Below are 17,738 nucleotides of genomic sequence, written 5' to 3' on the forward strand. Positions count from 1 at the left end.
GAACGGTCTTGCTTGCCGACGCCGCGCTCAGGAATGCTCGGCCGGGCCCCAGACCTGTTCCAGCCGCTGGGCGCGGCCGCAGTTCCATTTGTAGAACTTGTATTGGAGCGGATTCTTGTTGTGATAGTCCTGGTGATAGCCCTCCGCCGGCCAGAATGTGCTGGCCGCCTCGATCCGGGTCGCGACATTCCTGCCGAAGCGCTTTTCGACCGCCTGCTTCGATTCGTCGGCAAGCTTGCGCTGCGCGTCGTCGGCGACGAAGATCGCCGACTTGTAGGAATCGCCCTTGTCGCAGAACTGGCCCGCGGCATCGAACGGGTCGACATTGCGCCAGAAGACGTCGAGAAGCTCGGCGTAGGTCACCTGGGCCGGGTAGTAGCGCACGCGCACGGCTTCCTTGTGCCCCGTGCCCTTGGCCGTGACCTGCTCGTAGGTCGGGTTCTCGACGTGGCCGCCGGTATAGCCGGAGGTGGTCTCGACGACGCCGGGGACCTTGTCGAAGGCCTCCTCCACGCACCAGAAGCAGCCGCCGGCGAAGATCGCCGTTTCGGCGCCGGCACCTTGTGCCTTGCTCTCCCGCGCGGCGAGGCTCGCCGCGGCTGCGATGAGGGCGGCGCCGGCCACCGCCGCCAGCCCCAATTTCCCGAGCCTTCTCGAATTCCGCCAAGTCTTCATTGCGACCAGCCTTTCCCGGGATCAACGATTATCGGCAATCTAGACGTTCGGGCGCCGCGCGCAATCGCCCCTCGCGAAAGCGTGATGGCCGGGCCGGCAATCGTGATCTCCGGCAGGCTGTCGAGAAGGTGCGATTCAAGGTCTCGACAATTACGCCCGGTGAGGTGCCGCACACGCTGGAGTGGTTGCCTATGACCGGGAGCGACTCGCATCTAGAGCACCGCGAGGGCAACGGCGAAATAGACCAGGATGCTGAGCACGTCCTGAGCGATCGTGGCCAACGGGCCGGAGCCGAAGGCCGGGTCGATCCCGAACCGTTCGAGCAGGCAGGGGAGGCCGAATCCGATCCCTGTCGCCAGTCCGCCGGCGGCGAATACGGTAAGCGCCACGGCTGCCGCCAGGTCCGCGTCGGCAAAGCCCAGCATCACGCCCGCGAACGCGAACGCCGAGAGGACGACGCCGATCAGCGCGCCGGTGGCGAGTTCGCCGCGCAGCGCCGGGCCCAGCGGGATCCTTCCGGTCGCGAGCGCGCGTACCGTCACGGCCTCCGACTGCGTGCCCACGGCATCGGCAAGATAGACCAGCGCCGGTACGAAGAACGCGATCCGGACATCGGCGCTGATCTGCGCCTCGAAACCGGCCATGATGCCGGTCGCGACCGCGCTTCCGGCGACGCCCAGCAGCAGCCAGGGCAGCCTGCGCCAGGCGCGGCTCACGGGGGAGGCTGTCAATGCATGGCGGGCCGACTCGGTGCGGGCAATGATGCCGGCAAGCCGGTGGACGTCTTCGGTATGCTCATGCCACAGGACATCGAGGAGCATCGTGGCGGAGACACAGCCAAGCACATTGTCCCGGGTGTCGAGCACGGGAACGCCCGACAGGGCTTCGCTGCGGGCAATGTTGGCCACGCTCTCCTGATCCACGTCCCACGTCACGCAGGGCCAGTCCGGATCGGCCAGCTCTCCCACCAATGTCTGGTCCGGCGCTGCAACAAGCTGCGCCATTGGTAGGGCGCCGGTGAAGAAACCGCCGTCGTCCGTGACGATTACCGGGTCGACGGAGTCCCATTTCGCTTCCTGCAGCAAGAGTCGCAGGTTCATGACCGTTTCGCCAGCCTCGATTACCGGAACCTGCGTCGCCATGATCGCGCCCGCGGTCCCCGGCGCGTAGGTCCTCGATTGGTCTGACGTCGCGGTCATGATGAGTTCTCCCGGCCCACGCGGTCTGTGCGGGAAGCATCGCACGCTCCGCAGGGGCGTCAAAGCGGGCGCGAAAGGGAGGGCCGATGTTCGGTACGATCACGGATCGCCGCGCCGGCCATGCCGCACTGCCGCGTTCAAGACTCCGTCGGCAACACCTGCGCGGCGCAATGAATGCAAAGACGTAAAGATCGCCCTATATCAGGGGCATGGTGGGACTGACGCCGCTCGATCCGCTCAACAAGGTCCGGCACAAATGGCGCAACCGGCTGCACACCGTGCTGCTCGCGGGCGGCAGCCTGTTGCTGCTGGTGGCCTGCGCCTATGTGTTCGCGGGGCTCGCCGGCATCTTCTGGGCGGCGCTCCTCGGCGGCCTGAGCCTGTGGATGAGCGCGCGCATGTCTCCGGACCTCATCCTCAGGCTCTACAAGGCGCGGCGGCTCGAGCCGGAGGATTTCCCGGAAGGCCACCGCATCCTGCGCCTCATCGCCGCCCGGGCAGACCTTCCCGCCCCGCCCGACCTCTATTACGTGCCGTCGAACCTGATGAACGCCTTTTCCGTCGGCACGCCGCAGGATTCCGCCATCGGCATCACCGACGCCCTGATCCGGCGCCTGACCCCGCGCCAGTTCGCCGGCGTCATCGCCCATGAGCTGAGCCATATCCGCAACGAGGACATCAAGGTCATGGCGCTCGCCGACATGGTCTCGCGCCTGACATCGGTCATGTCGATGGTCGGGCTGTTCACGCTGTTCCTGAATTTTCCGGCGATCCTTGCCGGCGGCGGCCGGGTGCCGTGGCTCGGCATCGCGCTCCTGTGGACGGCGCCGACCATCGGCGCGCTGCTGCAACTGGCGCTGTCCCGGGCGCGCGAATATGACGCCGACCTCGACGCTGCGGGTCTCACCGGCGACCCGGAGGGCCTGGCCTCGGCGCTGGTGCATCTGGAAAAGAGCCAGGGGCGGATGTGGGAGATGATGCTGCCCGGCGGCCGGGTGCCGCAGCCCTCGGTGCTGCGCTCGCATCCCAAGACCAGCGAGCGGGTGAGGCGGCTGTTGTCGCTGAAGCCGCCAGAGCGGCCCTTTCTCGACCTGCCCGATGGCCGCCCGAAGCCGCCGCGCGGCTCGGTGCCGGTCATCCGCGGGCCCCGCACCCGCCTCTCGGCGATGGGGCTCTGGTATTAGTTCGCCATGAAGGCCGCCAAGGCTCTCGAGGCAAGGCCGGCAAGATCGACGCGGCCGAGCGACGGCAGCGAGACGGTTGCCGCGAGCAGGTTCACGCCGCCGACGAGGCCAAACAAATTGACCTCCAGGCCCTCCTCTCCGGCGAGGGTGAGACCGAGAATGCCGGCGAGCGAAAGCTGCCAGCCAGTCTTGCTCGGCGCCTGAACCAGATAGACGCCGTCGCCGACATAGTCCTTGCCGAGCGCAACCGGCGGCAGGACGAGGTCGAAGCCGGGCACGGCGCGGGCGATGGCGGCGATGAAGCTGTTGGAGTTGGGACCCGGCCAGCTGCGGTAGCCGCCGCGCTCATTGTGCGGATAGGCGCGGATCGCCGCCTCGATCCTAGGGATCAGACGCGCCGCCTCCTCGCCGCGCAGATCATAGATGACTTGCGGCATGTTGCCGTACCAGCGGCCGTCGGGCGCGTGGCGGTTGCGGTGCACCGGGCTGCCCCAGGCGGTGACCTCGTAGCGGCTGAAACCCGAGGCGTCTTCGGGCTTGATCAGGAGCCAGCTATGGACGGCGAAAATGCCGCGCCAGCTGCCGGCGCGCGCCGTATAGACCTGGATGATCGCCTCGCCGTTGCCCGCCGGGTCGGGCGCGATCCCCGCCGACGACCAGTCGGCCGAGCGCCAGCTCTGAGGCCAGCCCTGGGCCGCGAACCAGACGCCGCCTGCCACCAAAGGCAGCGGAAAGAACAGCGCGAACAGCCATACGGCGAGGCGCTTCATGCAAGCGGCTTTCGAAAGGTTGCGCGACGATCCGATTATATCAGAGCCGCACAGACGGCAAATCGATGGCCGCGGCCGGACGCCCCGGCATTGCGCTTTTCGTGCGCCCGCCTATATTGCGCCGCAACCAGAGTGACGCGCCGCCCGGGCCGCGCGAAAGTGGATTTCCATGAACCTCCGCAACATCGCCATCATCGCCCATGTCGACCATGGCAAGACGACCCTGATCGACCGGCTGCTGGCGCAGTCCGGCGCCTTCCGCGAAAATCAGCGCGTCGCCGAGCGGGCGATGGACTCCAACGAGTTGGAGCGCGAGCGCGGCATCACCATCCTCGCCAAGGTCACCTCGATCCCGTGGCGCGAGGCGCGCATCAACATCGTCGATACGCCGGGGCATGCCGATTTCGGCGGCGAGGTCGAGCGCATCCTCAACATGGTGGACGGCGCCGTGGTCCTGGTCGACGCTTCCGAGGGGCCGATGCCGCAGACCAAGTTCGTCGTCGCCAAGGCGCTCAAGGTGGGCTTGAGGCCCATCGTCGCCATCAACAAGATCGACAAGGCCGACGCCCGCCCCGACGCCGTTGTCGACGAGGTGTTCGACCTGTTCGCGGCGCTCGGCGCCAGCGACGAGCAGCTCGACTTTCCGATCCTCTACGGCTCGGCCAAGGAGGGCTGGATGGCGGTCGCGCCGGCGGGACCGAAGCGGGACATGGCACCGCTGTTCGACCTCGTGGTCCGCCACGTTCCGGCGCCCACGGTCGAGCCCGGCGCGTTGCGCATGCTGGCCACCACCATCGAGGCCAACCCCTATCTCGGCCGGGTGCTGACCGGTCGGATCACGTCCGGCGCCGTCTCGCCCAACCAGCCGGTCAAGGCGCTTTCCCGCGACGGCAGGATCGTCGAGCAGGGGCGCATCTCCAAGGTGCTCGCCTTCCGCGGCCTGGAGCGGCAGCCGATCGAGGTGGCCCGCGCCGGCGACATCGTCGCCATCGCGGGCCTTGGCGTCGCCACCGTCTCCGACACGATCTGCGATCCCGCCATCGACATGCCGCTTGCAGCCCTGCCGATCGACCCGCCGACGCTGGCCATGACCTTCCGCATCAATGACGGGCCGCTCGCGGGCCTTGACGGCGACAAGGTGCAGAGCCGGGTGATCCGCGAGCGGCTGCTGCGCGAGGCGGAGGGCAATGTGGCGCTGCGCGTGGCGATGACGGCGGACAGCGACGCCTTCGAGGTCTCCGGACGTGGCGAATTGCAGCTCGGCATTCTGATCGAAACCATGCGGCGCGAAGGCTTCGAGTTGAGCGTCTCCCGCCCCAAGGTGCTGTTCAAGCGGAACGACGAGGGCGAATTGCTGGAGCCGATCGAGGAGGTGGTGATCGACCTCGACGAGGAGCATTCCGGCGTCGTTGTGCAGACGATGTCCGAGCGCAAGGCTGAGATGGTGGAGATGCGGCCCTCCGGCGGCGGGCGGCTGCGGCTCGTCTTCCACGCGCCGACGCGCGGGCTGATCGGCTACCAGGGCGAGCTCCTTACCGACACGCGCGGAACCGCGGTGATGAACCGGCTGTTCCACGGCTACGCGCCCTACAAGGGCGTCATCCCCGGCCGCCGCAACGGCGTGCTGATCTCCACCGAATTCGGCGAGGCGGTCGCCTATGCCATGTGGAATCTGGAGGCGCGTGGGCCGATGATGATCGACCCCGGCGTCAAGGTCTATCCCGGCATGATCGTCGGCGAGCACACGCGCGACAACGATCTTGAAGTTAACGTGCTCAAGGGCAAGAAGCTCACCAATATCCGCACCCACAGCAAGGATGAGGCGGTGCGGCTAACTCCTCCTATCCGCATGACACTGGAAAAGGCGCTGGCCTATATCCAGGACGACGAATTGGTGGAAGTCACGCCAAAATCGATCCGCTTGCGCAAGCTGTTGCTCGACCCGCACGCGCGCAAACGGGCGGAGCGGCGTTCAGCCCTCGTCTGAGCCGCCGCGTCGGGGTCTCGCCTCGGTTTTTCAGAGGAATTCAGCGCCCTTTCGGGGTTTAGAAGCGGATAATCGATAGCGTTCGATTACCGCACCCGTCTTGAGTGTATCTTAACCAGCGCCTGCAACCATGTGCTGTCAAGCACAAGGGAGCATGTATGTCTTCCAGGTGGGCCAAAGGCGACCTCATGCTCATCACGGGGCTCGTCGCCTTCGGTTTGTTCATGGTGCTGGGCGTGGTTTTCGTGACCCGCCTGATCTCGCTTGACGTTCTCGAGCGGGACGCGCGCTATCTCGCCACCTTTTGGGCGCAGCATGTCAGCAACCAGATGGGCCGTCCCGCGGCGATCGCCAGGGACAGCAACTATAGCCACGGTCTGCAATATGCCGACGCGTCGCCGCCGCGCTCGCAGGCGGACGGCCTTGTCCATAGCCCGGCGGCCTCGAGCGACGCCGCTTTGGCCATAAAGCGTTCTGTCGGCGAGCCGGCCGCGTCGCGCTATCGACCAGATGAGCTCCTGTCGTTCCGCAGCGGCGAGCATTTCAGCATCGTTCGCCGCTTTGCGCTGTTTCGCGCTGACCGCTCGGTGGAAGCCAGGGGACCGAATTTCAGCGCCCGGGAGCTGCGCACGCTGGCCCGCAACGCCAATTTCGACCGGGCCTTCCAGCGCACCATCACCTCCGGCAGGAGCCTTTTGCGCTATGCCTCCTCGGGAATGCCGAACATGCCCGCGCACACCGCCCGGGTGTTCGTCCCGATCAAGGATGGCGCGCGGGTATCGAAGGTGATGGTCGTCGACACTGACCAGTCGAGCGCCTACATCCGCTTCAGCAACGCCTTCAACATCGCGATCGTCGTCTCCTCGGCCTTGATGATGCTCGGCATCAGCGCTCCCCTCTTCGTGGTTTGGCGCCGAATCCGCCAGCAGGACCAGCTGCAGCGGGAGATCCATTTCCTCGCCGCCCACGACCCGCTGACCGGGCTTTCGAACCGCGCCCGTTTTATCCAGCATCTGGCGCGGGCCCTGGATGAGGCGCAGCGCAACCACACCTCCGTCGCCGTCTTGTCTGTCGATCTCAATCGCTTCAAGGATATCAACGATGCGCTCGGCCATCCGATCGGCGATGCGCTTCTCGCCAGTGTCGGCGAACGGATTCGCGAGGTCATCGCCGACCACGACGCCATTGCCGGCCGCCTCGGCGGCAATGAGTTCGCGATCCTCGTCGAAGGCAAGAAGGCAAGGAACGCCGCCCTCGTGCTCGCCCGCACCGTTCGCGATTCGATGGCCAAACCGCACACCGTTCGCGGGCATAAATTGATCAGCTCGATCAGCGTCGGCTTGGCGATCGGCCCGGCCGACGGGGAGGACCCGGCCACCCTCCTGAAACATGCCGAGATGGCCCTCGCCCAGGCCAAGGCTTCGGGGGACAATTCCGGCCGCTTCTACGTCCGGTCCATGGAGGACGCAAGCCGCAGGCGCCGCGAGCTGGAGAAGGATCTGCGCAAGGCCATCGCAGAGGAACAGCTTCGCCTCCAGTATCAGCCGCAATTCGACCTCATCACCGGCCGGGTCATAGGCTACGAGGCGCTGATCCGCTGGGACCATCCGGAAAAGGGGCCGATCCCGCCGGACGAGTTCGTGCCCTGCGCCGAGCAGAGCGGCCTCATCCACGCGATCGGAGAATGGGCGTTGCGCACCGGCTGCCGCTATGCTGTCACCTGGCCCGTGCCGGTGAACGTCGCCATCAATCTGTCGGCGATCCAGTTCTTGAACAACGACCTGGTGCCGATGATCGAGAACATCCTGGAGGAGACCGGCATCGACCCGAAACGTCTCGAAATCGAGATCACGGAAAGCGTGCTTCTGCACAATATCGATCGCGTGCAGAATACGCTGCGACGGCTCGGCGAGCACGGCGTGGCGGTGGCGCTCGATGATTTCGGCACCGGCTATTCGAGCCTCAGCTATCTCGCCCGGTTCCCCTTCAACAAGCTGAAGATCGACCAGTCCTTCGTCCATGCGCTGGGATCCAGCCCCGAAGCGACCGCGGTGATCAAGACCATCGTCGGGCTCGGCCGCGCCCTCGACATCGCCATCGTTGCGGAGGGTGTCGAGACCGAGGCGCAGGCCGAAGCCCTGCGCGCGGTCGGCTGCACGCAGGTGCAGGGCTTCCTTTACGGCCGCCCGAGCGACCAGGTGCTCGATGCCTGGGACGCGACGGTCAAGCTCGCCCGCTCGATGCGCAAAGTCTCCGCCGCCTAGACATATTCGGCTTCCGGCGCGCCGCGGCCGGGAATATGATGGCGTCATGGAGCCTGTCGTCATCGACATTCGCAACGCCGCGCCCGACGATGCCGAGACGCTTGCCGATCTGCACGGGCAGGCTTGGCACGGCGCCTATCGCGGCATTCTTCCGGCCTTGAGCTTGGAGCGGATGATCGCCCGGCGCGGCGCCAGCTGGTGGCGGCAGGCGATTGCCGCCGCGCCGCGCTCGATCCTGGTGCTGGCCTTTGCCGACCGGCTCGCCGGCTATGCCAGCATCGGGCCGGCACGCATGCGCATCGCCGGCCACGAGGGGGAGATCTACGAGATCTACCTCAAGCCCGAGTTCCAGGGCGTCGGCCTCGGGACGCGCCTGTTCCGCACCGCGCGCAAGCGCCTCGACGCCAGCGGGCGCCGCGGCCACGTCGTCTGGGCGCTTGCCGACAACGCGCCGGCCTGCGCCTTCTACGAGGCGCTGCAGGGCTACCGGGCGGCGGTGACCAAGGAACGGCTCGGCGGGCGCGTGCTCGACAAGGTCGCCTATTGCTGGCGCTGAATTCCGGGAAATAGCGGGATTCTACGATATGGCGGGGCCTTCGAGGCCGGCGGCGGCGCGCGCCGCGGTGAGCGTGTTGGCCAGCAGCAGGGCGATGGTCATCGGCCCGACGCCGCCCGGCACCGGCGTGATGGCGCCGGCAACCGCGCTTGCCTCGGCAAAGGCGACGTCGCCGACAAGCCTCTTCTTGCCATCCGGCCCGTCGACGCGGTTGATGCCGACATCGATGACGCAGGCGCCGGGCTTGATCCAGTCGCCGCGGATCATCTCGGCGCGGCCGACGGCGGCGACGAGCAGGTCGGCTCGGCGGCACACGGCGGCAAGGTCGCGGGTGCGCGAATGGGCGACGGTCACGGTGCAGTTTTCCTTCAGGAGCAGCTGGGCGAGCGGCTTGCCGACGATGTTGGAGCGGCCGACGATCACCGCTTCGAGACCTTCGAGCGCGCCGAGCGCGCGCTTGGCGAGGATCGTGCAGCCGGCCGGCGTGCAGGGGACGAGGCTCTCCTGACCGGTGGCCAGACGTCCGACATTGACGACATTGAAGCCGTCGACATCCTTGCGCGGGTCGACGGCGTTGATCACCGTCTGCGAGTCGATCTGCGCCGGCAGCGGCAGCTGCACCAGGATGCCGTGCACCGCCGCATCGCCATTGAGCCGGTCGATGAGGCCGAGCAGGCCCGCCTGAGGCGTTGCCGCTTCGAGGATGTGGTCGAAGGCGCGCATGCCGACCTCGGCGCTCTGCCGGCTCTTGTTGCGCACATAAATGTGGCTTGCCGGATCGTCGCCGACCAGAACTACGGCCAGGCCGGGAACGAACCCGTGCGTGCGGTCAAGCTCGCCGACGCCGGCGGCGACCGCGGCACGGATTTCGGCGGCGATCGCCTTGCCGTCGATGATGTTGGCGCTCACGCGAAACTTGCCCTCGGCATTGGCGTCGATCCTTCACGCCCGCGTGCCCTGCAGGAGGACGGTCAGGCGCTTGCCCATGAGCCGCGGGTCGGCAGCGATGGCGACGATCTTGACGCGTCCCCGCGCGCCGCCGGTCACCGCGACGCACCCTTTGGGCACCGACAGGGCCTTGGCGACAAGGGCGCATAACGCCGCATTGGCCTTGCCCTTCTCCGGCACCGCGCGCACCCGCGCGGTCAAGACCGAGCCGCCGTCGGCGAGCCGGGCAACGCCCTCGATCGCGTCGCGCGAGGATTTCGGCGTCAGGCGCACGCGTAGTTCGACGCCGCCGTCCTTTTCTCGCCAGATCGTGTCCACATGCGCGGCCGAACAATCAGAAATAGAAGGTTCGGATGATGAGCTGCTGGATGAAATAGATGATCAGCAGCAAGATGACGGGCGAGATGTCGATACCCCCCAGATTGGGCATGAACTGGCGGATCGGCCGCAGCGCCGGTTCGGTGAGCCGGTTGAGTATGTCGGCGACGGTGTAGACGAACCGGTTTCGGGTATCGACCACGTTGAAGGCGATGAGCCAGCTCATCACCGCCGCGGCGATGATGATCCACCAGTAGATCCAAAGCGCCGCAAGGATCACGTCGAAGATTGCGAGCATCGGGTTTGCCCCAGAGTCGGTTGCCGGCGACAGCCATTCATGTACCTGCCCGTGACCGCCGCTGCAAGCGCGCTGACGCGGCGCGGCGGCCCGCGGCATCATTCTTGACAGGCTTACGGGCCGGCCCCTAAATACCGGCCGCGCGCAAACCCAAGCGCGCCGATGGGGCCGTAGCTCAGCTGGGAGAGCGCCGCGTTCGCAATGCGGAGGTCAGGGGTTCGATCCCCCTCGGCTCCACCATTAAGTCTACGGGTTTTGTGACGCTACCGGAGGGTATCCGCGGTTTCCGCGCCAATTCAAAGCGTTAGGCGCCAAGGCGGTCGGAAAGTCGCGACTAGAGACGGCGGCTAGGCGCGCCGTTCGGGCGTCTTCGGCCGACTGTCTCTCGCGGCCGATTTCGCCGTCATTCTTTCGGGGATATCTCCGGGCGGGTCCGCCACCCGCTCAAAGAAAGCGGAGAGCCAGCCGCTGCTCGGCCCAAGAGACCGGAAGATCGGCGATCCGTGTCAGTCGTGCGAGGGTCAGCTCGACCGGCAGGCGCCCGTCGAGGATCGCCTCGACGATATCCGGCGCGAGGAAGGCAAGCCGCAGGATCCGGCTGACCTCGCCGCGATCGACGCGGTCGCGTTCGGCGAGGTCCCGAACTGACGCCACGGCGCTGCTTCGCAGCGCCGTGAACCAGTGGTGTGCTTGCGCAACGGCGGCGATCAGCTTCGGGTCCAGGTAGCTTGTGGGCGATGCTTCGCCCGTCATGACCACTTTCGTCTCCACCCCTCGCCGACGGAATTGAACCGGAACGTCGAACGGGATGGCATGGTCGCCATGATCGCGCGTCTGATCGGTCGCCTGGCCGAGGCGCGCCTGCAGAGGCCCGGCGCGAAGGGTGATGCAGAGGCGGTTGGGCCGCACGTCGATACGGCTGACGAACTCGAGTGTAACGCGGCGCCGGTCCGCAGGCGTGGCCTGTGAGATCCGGTCGGCCAGGAGTGATGCCCTCGACAGCATCGCCTTCAGCCCGTCGGGCAGCTGTCCGGTGATGTCGAGGGCTTCACTCAGGCGTCGGTGATCGCCGAGGAACGAGACGATCCCATTGAGCGCGGCATCCTCCAGCGCTAGTGCCGGCAAGCGCCAAGCGACACCCGTATCGGATTCGGCGCCGTCGGGCAGTCGGGAAACGTAGTAACGGTAGCGCCGTCCGGCCTTGGTGGCATGGGATGGCGTCATGGGCCGACCCTCGCCATCATAGAGCAGCCCGGCGAGTAGGCTGGGGTGTTTCGTATTTCCGCCATGCCGGCGCTTGACGGCGTTGCGGGCGAGCTGCGCCTGGACCGCATCCCAGACGGCACGGTCTATGATCGGCGCATGCTCGCCGGGATAACTCGTACCCTTGTGTGTGATCTCGCCGATGTAGAGGCGGTTGACGAGAATCTTGTTGATATGACCCCGGGTAAACGGCACGCCGCCCTCGCGTCGCCCATTGTTGGGCATTCTTGACTTTGTTCTGAGGCCCACCCGATCGGCCGCCTTTTTCACGAGACGGGTGTTGGAGTGCCTGCGGTAGAGCTCGAAGAGCTTTCGCACCGTTGCCGCTTCGGCCTCGTTGACGACCAGTTTGCGGTCGACGACGTCGTAGCCGAGCGGCACGAAGCCGCCCATCCACATGCCCTTCTTCTTCGACGCCGCGATCTTGTCGCGGATCCGCTCGCCCGTGACCTCGCGCTCGAACTGGGCGAAGGACAGCAGCATATTGAGGGTGAGCCTGCCCATGGAGGTTGTTGTGTTGAACGCTTGTGTCACCGAGACGAACGACACGCCATGGGCGTCGAACACCTCGACAATCTTGGCGAAATCGGCAAGCGAGCGGGTCAGGCGGTCGACCTTGTAGACCACCACCACGTCGATCTTTCTTGAGCGGATGTCTTCGAGAAGCTGCTGTAACGCCGGGCGGTCCATGTGCCCGCCCGACAGGCCGCCATCGTCATAGCGCTTGCGCACCAAGTGCCAGCCGAGGCCGGCCTGCGAGGCGATGAAGGCCTCGCAGGCTTCCCGTTGGGCATCGAGCGAGTTGAAGTCCTGCTCCAGCCCCTCCTCGGTCGATTTGCGCGTGTAGATGGCGCAGCGATAGCGTGTGTTGGTGCTCATAGATGAACGTAGGGAGATGACGCCGTACCGGGGTTGCCCCTGGCGGTCTCCACCTCCCTCGTTCCCAAACCCGGCGTGCACCTTTCGTTATGCACCGGGCTTTCCAGCGTCCATCGCATAGTCGGGATACTCCAGTCTTGCGAGATTGTGGCGTCCCACCTTGAGATCCGCCATGATGGCGACGGGTCTCTCGTCGGTCCAAACGGACCGATTTCGGTTAGGCAGACGTTTCCAGTATGTCCGGTAGATCCGCCTTCGGGACGTCTTGGGGTGCTTCTTCTTCAGCCAACGCCATATCCGATCCCAGACGTAATGATCGATACGCGCGAAGATGGATTTGGCTCCGTAGCAGTGTTGGTAGTAACGCCCCCATCCCATCAAGAGAGGATTGATGTCGCCGATGATGTCCTGAAGATTGTGCAGGACCCTTCGACGGGTCGTGAGGCGCTTGATCCGTCGGCGGAGGTCCTTTATCCGATCCTTTGGAATTTCCAGTCGCGGCCAGAAGCCGCAATGGTCATGCCACCGAAGCCGGATGCGATGACCCAGGAATACGAACCCCTGTGCCAGCGCTGTGACGTGTGTCTTCTCGGGAGAGAGCGTTAACTTTAGCTCCTCCTTGAGGAACACCGCCAGGGCCTCTTTCTCGACACGGGCTTGTTCTTCGGTCCCGTAGACGAGGACGACGAAGTCGTCCGCATAGCGAATGGGAAGGAACACCGTTCGGCCCGCCTTTCTTTCGCGTCGGCGGAATTTCCGGAGTTCCTGTCCGGGGTGGGCGTAAGGTTTTCCGTCCTTCCGACGGGACCATTTGGTAAACTGCCCGTAGCGCTCCTCAATCGCGGATAACACGATATTGGCGAGGAGCGGCGACAGTATACCGCCCTGTGGGGTTCCCTTTTTGGTGCGCCTGAACGCCCCTTGGTGCAGGACCCCTGCTTTGAGGAATGCCCGCACGAGTCGACCGACCTTTTGGTCACGGACCCTGCGGCGCAGGCGGGTCATGACCTCATGATGGTCGATGGTGTCGAAGCATCCCTTGATATCCCCTTCGATAACCCACTCGTATGGAGGACGAGGTCAATCCACGTCTTCCTTTTTCCAAGCCGGACAGATCGAGATGCGGATATGCTCCAGAGCATCCCGACAGGCCCTCTTGGGACGAAAACCATACGAGACGGGGAGGAAGTCCGCCTCGAAGATTGGCTCAAGCACTTGAAGGAGCGCGGCTTGGACGACGCGATCCTTGACGGTCGGTATCCCGAGAGGACGGAATTTCCCCGGTTTCCCCGGCTTTGGGATCATGATCCTCCGTACGGGCCGGGGACGGTACTCTCCAGTTCGGAGTTCCCGCCTCACCCGAGTGAGGAAACTCATGACGCCAGGGCCTCTGGTGATATCCTTGACCGTTACTTTGTCCGCACCCGACGAGCGTGCTCCCCGGTTTCCCGAGACGCGCCGCCACGCCAGCCGGAGGTTGCGGGGGTCGATGACCCAGTTCCACATGTCCCGGTAGGCGTCGTCAGGATTGGCCCGACTCCACGTGTAGAGCTTGCGTTGAATGTCGAGAAGCCAGGCCTTATCGGCCTGATAATTGGCGTCCACCAATTTTTTCTCCTTCGCCTGCAAACCTACGGACACCTGTTCCCCTTCGCCATGTGACCGGCTCTCCCGGCCTCGGACTACTACGGGAACTCTGCCCCCGCGTCCGGTCATCTCCGGACTCCGAGCGGCTAGCCGGTCTGCTACCGACCGGCGACCGAACGCGGGTTCCCGCGTTCCGATTGACAACCCTTGGACCTGTAGGCGATCCGCCTTTACCCCAGAGAGCCCTGTTCACCGACCGTGATGAGGGGGCGGTGACCGTGCCGTTGTTGGCGGCACGCCCAGACCGGTTTCGGTCAGCCGATCCGGATCTCACTCCATGACCTCCCGCTGTTCCGTTGTGGAGGTTCCGTTGGTTAAATACTGAGGCTTCATGCGCGGATTTCGTTCTCTCGCCGTGGGTCCTGCGGTAGCCCGGCCGTCGGGGGAACAGCCCCTTATCCGGACAGTTCAGGTCGCTGTGCTAAGTTCACCCGGCTTTCGGACCGTTCCCGAGTTTCGCGACCCCCTTCCAAACATGCTCATCTCATGCTGGGACAGCTCCTTTGACTGTCGGTCGTCAACCAGTTGTCGTGACGCGGAACATATTGATTATGTGCGCCTTTTCCGCGTCACAGCGCGGCGCACCCCGAAGAACCTCGGCCCCGACCATTGGGCGCCCGTAATCTCACGGGCGATCGCAGATAGCGACCGGTAGTGCGCGCCGTTCCACTGGAACCCGCCATCGACCACATCGACGGTGTGGGTCTTGCCATGCCATTGCCGCACCAGGCGGGCGCCGGGCTGCGGAATGCACTGTTTCTGGGCAGCAGGTGTCTCCGACTGATTGCCGGGTCTTCTATCTGCGAGAGCGAGCAGGTATCGGCGGGTGGCGGGCTTGAGACCGCCATAGGCCCTGGCCTGAATGCGGTAGGACGCTGAGCGTTCCAGCAGCGGTCTCTTGATGCCCTTCGGTGGATTGCACCCGCGGGCCTTGACCCACAGATCGACCAGCTCCTGGCGAGAGAGCTCAGCCAAGCCGCTGATCTCTTCTTCGACCTTCATGTGCAATGACGGCCCGCTCATGATCCAGCCTTCTCGGCGAGTCGGCATCGGTCTATGCCTCCTCCGCGGGAGCGTTCGTTTCCGGATCCCTTCGCAGAGGCCGTTGCGTCTCCGGTCCCTTCCGCCCTCGCATGCCACTCCGCCTGCTCGCGCAGGACCTCCTGCAGGCTCCGGCAGGGGCGGAGCAGGTAGGGGCTGACGAATCTTTCGGCATTCGACATCACGATCTTCCTGCTTTGGCACCCGCCTCAATGCGGTAGACCCGGCCGCGCCCGTCGACGGTCTGCGAGGAGACGGCAAGACCCAGCTTCTTCTTCAGCGCGCCGCTGATCGCGCCGCGCACGGAGTGCGCCTGCCAGCCGGTCGCGGCAGTAAGATCGTCGATGGTGGCGCCGTCCTTGCGCTTCAGCAGATCGATGATGATGCCTTGTTTGCTCACCGGAGTTTTGGCTGCGGGTTTCGCATCGAGTTTTGGCGGCGATGAGACCTTGCCATTCTTGTGGGGTTGAGAGGTGCGGCCTGCCTTCTTCTGTTCAGCCGGTATCTCTTTCGGCCCTTCGCCCTCCGGCGCAATCCCGAGCGCCTCGAGGCCCTTATCAATGACGGCGAGCATCAGGCGCGCGCCGTCTTTTTCCTCGCGCCAGGTCTCGTCATCGAGGCTAGCGGGCGTTTCGGAGATCAATTGCTTGGCAATCAGCCTCTTGAGCACCTTGGTGGCGGCCGCCTTGTTGATCGTGAGCGATTTCGGCAGCGGCAGGACGGCGTGGTCGTCGCGCTGGGCGGCGGCGCTCAAAATGACGAGCTGGGTGTCGGTAAGTTTGACGGTCATCGGACCCTCCTTCGGTTGAATGCGACAGCATCTGGCGCTGTCACCGCCGGAGCCCCGCGAGGGCTTTTGCGCCGGCGGGGCGGAGGGACCTGTGACGGAGGAAGAGGTTTAGGCTCGCCGCCTTCCCTTCACGTTGCGGCAGGCAAAGGAGGCGATCTCTAGAAGAGCGCTCGCGTCATGAAGCTTCGGCTCGATGTCGAGCAGGATGTGCAAGGCCTCGTCCCGGTTTCCGGCGGCGGCACACGTGTGGGCCGCGTCCGCAAGGGCCGCGGCTGCACGCACAACCTCGGCGATGTCGTGGCTTGCCATCTCCACCAGCTGATCCGCGGTCTCCGGCTCGATCGGCATGGGCGTTTTCCCTGGGCTTCGGCACCGCACACATGCATGCTTCCTTTGCGTTGCAAGTCCACCAACCTGTCACGCCCGACCGAGCGTGCTGTCGTCTTTTACAATCAGCGCGGAATTGCCGAGTAGTGGATCAAGGAAGGCAGGAACGAAATGAAGTGGACGCGGCTATCATGCTGCTCTTTCGCCGCCGCCGCCGTTCGGCTTGAGCTTCACGCGCTCGCCTACAATCTCGCCAACTTCATGCGAACGCTGGCATTGCCCGAGGCCGTCGCGCATTGGTTGTTGACCGGCCGCAGGGAGAAGCTCGTGAAGGTCGGCGCCGGGATCGTCACGCATGCCCGCTACGTCACGTTCCAGGTGGCCGAGGTGGCGGGGCCGAGGGACTTGTACCGCGAAATCCTGCGGCTCTTCGCGGAATTGAGGCCGCCGCCTGCGTCGCCGCCAGCGTGAGGCGTTCGACTGCCATTCCTACAGTGAGAAATGACGGCGGGAGGTGCACCTTGTTAACGAAAAATAAAGCCGTCAGCGGCCGGGCAAGGCCATGATTGACAGTCGAGGCAATGTCTGCGGCTACTATCTTATACGAGATTGCCGCAGGGAGGCCAAATGGCTACTCTGACCCTCGGAACTCTGGTTTATATGGGGAATGTCGGATCCGCATCTGCGGCAATCGACTGCAAAGAGCGCTCCGGCGGGTCGGCGCCAGCCGGGTACGATGGGGTGCGGCGGATTTGGTTCCCGTTGCAAGTACACAGGGGGGACGCCTATGACGGTCGGGAACATCGCCGAAGATTTGGCAAAGACATGGCGCGCTGACGGCGTCGTCTGCCTGCGCGAGGTGTTCACGCTGGATTGGATTGAGCTGCTCCGTCTCGGGGCCGAGCAGTCGGCTGCAGACCCGGGCGCGCTCGCCAAGGACTACGCCAAGGACGGTAAGGGCAAATTCTTCACCGACCACGACATGTATCTGCGCAACGACCCCATCCGCCGCTTCGTCTTCGAGTCGCCGGCGGGCGAGATCGCCGCCCGTCTCATGGGCGCGCGGAAGGTGAACCTGGTCGACGACCATCTCCTGATCAAGGAGCCGAAGACCAGCAATCCGACCTATTGGCACCAGGACCAGCCCTACTATCAGTTTGCCGGCGAGCAGTTCTGCTCGATGTGGATCCCGCTCGACCCGGTCAACGAGGAAAACGGCACCATGCGGTTCGTGCGCGGGTCGCACCGGTGGGGCAAGCAGTTCCACCCGGTTCGCATCGGTCTCGGCGAGCTGGTCGAAGAGGCGGAGGATTTCGACGGCCCGGCGCCCGACATCGACGCTTCGCCCGGCGACTACGATACCGCTTCCTGGGAGCTTTCGCCCGGCGACTGCCTGGCGTTTCACGGCAAGATGCTGCATGGCGCCTACGCGAACACATCGGCGACGGCGCGGCGACGGGCGCTCTCGGTGCGCTTCACCGGCGATGACATCCGCTGGCATCCGCGGCTCTACGCGCCAACCGACCCCAACGCGCCCAAGCTCAGGGCCGGCGACCCCATCGACGGCGAGCGGTATCCGATCGTCTGGGCGG

The 17,738-nt window shown here is 65.2% G+C and carries 16 protein-coding genes, 1 tRNA gene and 2 pseudogenes; 7 read left to right on the forward strand and 12 right to left on the reverse strand.

The features are described from left to right. Positions 1–27: 27 nt before the first annotated feature. Both msrA and Q8P46_03610 read right to left on the reverse strand, forming a co-directional pair. A complete protein-coding gene (gene msrA / locus Q8P46_03605; protein MDP2619253.1) occupies positions 28–675 on the reverse strand; it encodes a peptide-methionine (S)-S-oxide reductase MsrA in 648 nt (215 codons plus the stop codon). A 212-nt stretch (positions 676–887) separates the two neighbouring features. Further along, entirely contained in the window at positions 888–1,874 is a 987-nt protein-coding gene (locus tag Q8P46_03610) for a magnesium transporter (GenBank protein MDP2619254.1), read from the reverse strand. A 209-nt stretch (positions 1,875–2,083) separates the two neighbouring features. Between Q8P46_03610 and Q8P46_03615 the strand changes: the two genes are divergently transcribed. Further along, positions 2,084–3,058: a zinc metalloprotease HtpX gene (locus Q8P46_03615; GenBank protein MDP2619255.1), complete on the forward strand. Its 975-nt coding sequence runs from the start codon at positions 2,084–2,086 to the stop codon at positions 3,056–3,058. Here Q8P46_03615 and Q8P46_03620 read toward each other — a convergent pair. Further along, a complete protein-coding gene (locus tag Q8P46_03620; GenBank protein ID MDP2619256.1) occupies positions 3,055–3,828 on the reverse strand; it encodes a DUF3750 domain-containing protein in 774 nt (257 codons plus the stop codon). The two genes, Q8P46_03615 and Q8P46_03620, sit on opposite strands and share 4 nt — an antisense overlap. 169 nt (positions 3,829–3,997) lie before the next feature. Between Q8P46_03620 and typA the strand changes: the two genes are divergently transcribed. The 3 genes from typA (at position 3,998) to Q8P46_03635 (ending at position 8,635) form a co-directional block, all read left to right on the forward strand. Then, entirely contained in the window at positions 3,998–5,815 is a 1,818-nt protein-coding gene (gene typA, locus Q8P46_03625; GenBank protein MDP2619257.1) for a translational GTPase TypA, read from the forward strand. Between the two features lie 158 nt (positions 5,816–5,973). After that, positions 5,974–8,079 carry a bifunctional diguanylate cyclase/phosphodiesterase gene (locus Q8P46_03630; GenBank protein ID MDP2619258.1) on the forward strand — a complete coding sequence of 702 codons (2,106 nt, stop codon included), beginning with the start codon at positions 5,974–5,976 and terminating at the stop codon, positions 8,077–8,079. Positions 8,080–8,125: 46 nt separating this feature from the next. Beyond that, the gene (locus tag Q8P46_03635; protein ID MDP2619259.1) at positions 8,126–8,635 is read left to right on the forward strand and encodes a GNAT family N-acetyltransferase; all 510 of its coding nucleotides are present in this window, start codon (positions 8,126–8,128) and stop codon (positions 8,633–8,635) included. Positions 8,636–8,656: 21 nt separating this feature from the next. Here the strand turns inward: Q8P46_03635 and folD are convergent, their stop codons facing one another. Genes folD through Q8P46_03650 form a run of 3 tightly spaced genes read right to left on the reverse strand, consistent with a single transcriptional unit; the run spans position 8,657 to position 10,199 of the window. Beyond that, positions 8,657–9,544 carry a bifunctional methylenetetrahydrofolate dehydrogenase/methenyltetrahydrofolate cyclohydrolase FolD gene (gene folD, locus Q8P46_03640; protein ID MDP2619260.1) on the reverse strand — a complete coding sequence of 296 codons (888 nt, stop codon included), beginning with the start codon at positions 9,542–9,544 and terminating at the stop codon, positions 8,657–8,659. Positions 9,545–9,577: 33 nt separating this feature from the next. Beyond that, on the reverse strand, positions 9,578–9,901 hold the full coding sequence (locus Q8P46_03645; GenBank protein ID MDP2619261.1) for a DUF167 family protein: 324 nt from the start codon (positions 9,899–9,901) through the stop codon (positions 9,578–9,580). A gap of 16 nt (positions 9,902–9,917) precedes the next feature. Next, positions 9,918–10,199 carry a YggT family protein gene (locus tag Q8P46_03650; protein ID MDP2619262.1) on the reverse strand — a complete coding sequence of 94 codons (282 nt, stop codon included), beginning with the start codon at positions 10,197–10,199 and terminating at the stop codon, positions 9,918–9,920. Between the two features lie 164 nt (positions 10,200–10,363). Between Q8P46_03650 and Q8P46_03655 the strand changes: the two genes are divergently transcribed. Then, positions 10,364–10,439 (forward strand) — tRNA-Ala (locus Q8P46_03655). Between the two features lie 204 nt (positions 10,440–10,643). Here Q8P46_03655 and Q8P46_03660 read toward each other — a convergent pair. From Q8P46_03660 to Q8P46_03685, 6 genes and pseudogenes are all read right to left on the reverse strand, one after another. Next, positions 10,644–12,341: a recombinase family protein gene (locus tag Q8P46_03660; GenBank protein ID MDP2619263.1), complete on the reverse strand. Its 1,698-nt coding sequence runs from the start codon at positions 12,339–12,341 to the stop codon at positions 10,644–10,646. A gap of 87 nt (positions 12,342–12,428) precedes the next feature. Further along, on the reverse strand, positions 12,429–12,911 hold the full coding sequence (locus Q8P46_03665; GenBank protein ID MDP2619264.1) for a group II intron maturase-specific domain-containing protein: 483 nt from the start codon (positions 12,909–12,911) through the stop codon (positions 12,429–12,431). Further along, positions 12,888–13,646, reverse strand: a pseudogene (locus tag Q8P46_03670) (reverse transcriptase domain-containing protein). The gene Q8P46_03665 and the pseudogene Q8P46_03670 overlap by 24 nt, the downstream one beginning before the upstream one ends. Positions 13,647–14,537: 891 nt before the next feature. Continuing rightward, positions 14,538–15,011, reverse strand: a complete 474-nt coding sequence (locus Q8P46_03675) for a DUF2924 domain-containing protein (GenBank protein MDP2619265.1) — start codon at positions 15,009–15,011, stop codon at positions 14,538–14,540. Between the two features lie 199 nt (positions 15,012–15,210). Continuing rightward, entirely contained in the window at positions 15,211–15,819 is a 609-nt protein-coding gene (locus Q8P46_03680) for a DUF3489 domain-containing protein (protein MDP2619266.1), read from the reverse strand. Between the two features lie 108 nt (positions 15,820–15,927). Continuing rightward, complete coding sequence (locus Q8P46_03685; protein ID MDP2619267.1) at positions 15,928–16,167, reverse strand: hypothetical protein; 240 nt, start codon at positions 16,165–16,167, stop codon at positions 15,928–15,930. Between the two features lie 90 nt (positions 16,168–16,257). Here Q8P46_03685 and Q8P46_03690 point away from each other — a divergent pair. Beyond that, positions 16,258–16,617, forward strand: a pseudogene (locus tag Q8P46_03690) (transposase). Between the two features lie 316 nt (positions 16,618–16,933). Continuing rightward, a partial coding sequence (locus tag Q8P46_03695; GenBank protein ID MDP2619268.1) for a phytanoyl-CoA dioxygenase family protein occupies positions 16,934–17,738 on the forward strand: 805 nt, incomplete at its 3' end.

The sequence above is a fragment of the Hyphomicrobiales bacterium genome, from assembly GCA_030688605.1.
In the GTDB taxonomy this organism is placed as follows: Bacteria; Pseudomonadota; Alphaproteobacteria; order Rhizobiales; family NORP267; genus JAUYJB01.

Excerpts from the sequence above, each read along its gene's own strand:
- Q8P46_03635 (MDP2619259.1), top strand. The coding sequence starts at position 8,126 with ATGGAGCCTGTCGTCATCGACATTCGCAACGCCGCGCCCGACGATGCC.
- Q8P46_03660 (MDP2619263.1), bottom strand. The coding sequence starts at position 12,341 with ATGAGCACCAACACACGCTATCGCTGCGCCATCTACACGCGCAAATCG.
- msrA (MDP2619253.1), bottom strand. The coding sequence starts at position 675 with ATGAAGACTTGGCGGAATTCGAGAAGGCTCGGGAAATTGGGGCTGGCG.
- Q8P46_03620 (MDP2619256.1), bottom strand. The coding sequence starts at position 3,828 with ATGAAGCGCCTCGCCGTATGGCTGTTCGCGCTGTTCTTTCCGCTGCCT.
- Q8P46_03615 (MDP2619255.1), top strand. The coding sequence starts at position 2,084 with ATGGTGGGACTGACGCCGCTCGATCCGCTCAACAAGGTCCGGCACAAA.
- Q8P46_03675 (MDP2619265.1), bottom strand. The coding sequence starts at position 15,011 with ATGAGCGGGCCGTCATTGCACATGAAGGTCGAAGAAGAGATCAGCGGC.
- typA (MDP2619257.1), top strand. The coding sequence starts at position 3,998 with ATGAACCTCCGCAACATCGCCATCATCGCCCATGTCGACCATGGCAAG.
- Q8P46_03650 (MDP2619262.1), bottom strand. The coding sequence starts at position 10,199 with ATGCTCGCAATCTTCGACGTGATCCTTGCGGCGCTTTGGATCTACTGG.
- Q8P46_03630 (MDP2619258.1), top strand. The coding sequence starts at position 5,974 with ATGTCTTCCAGGTGGGCCAAAGGCGACCTCATGCTCATCACGGGGCTC.
- Q8P46_03610 (MDP2619254.1), bottom strand. The coding sequence starts at position 1,874 with ATGACCGCGACGTCAGACCAATCGAGGACCTACGCGCCGGGGACCGCG.
- Q8P46_03680 (MDP2619266.1), bottom strand. The coding sequence starts at position 15,819 with ATGACCGTCAAACTTACCGACACCCAGCTCGTCATTTTGAGCGCCGCC.
- Q8P46_03685 (MDP2619267.1), bottom strand. The coding sequence starts at position 16,167 with ATGCCGATCGAGCCGGAGACCGCGGATCAGCTGGTGGAGATGGCAAGC.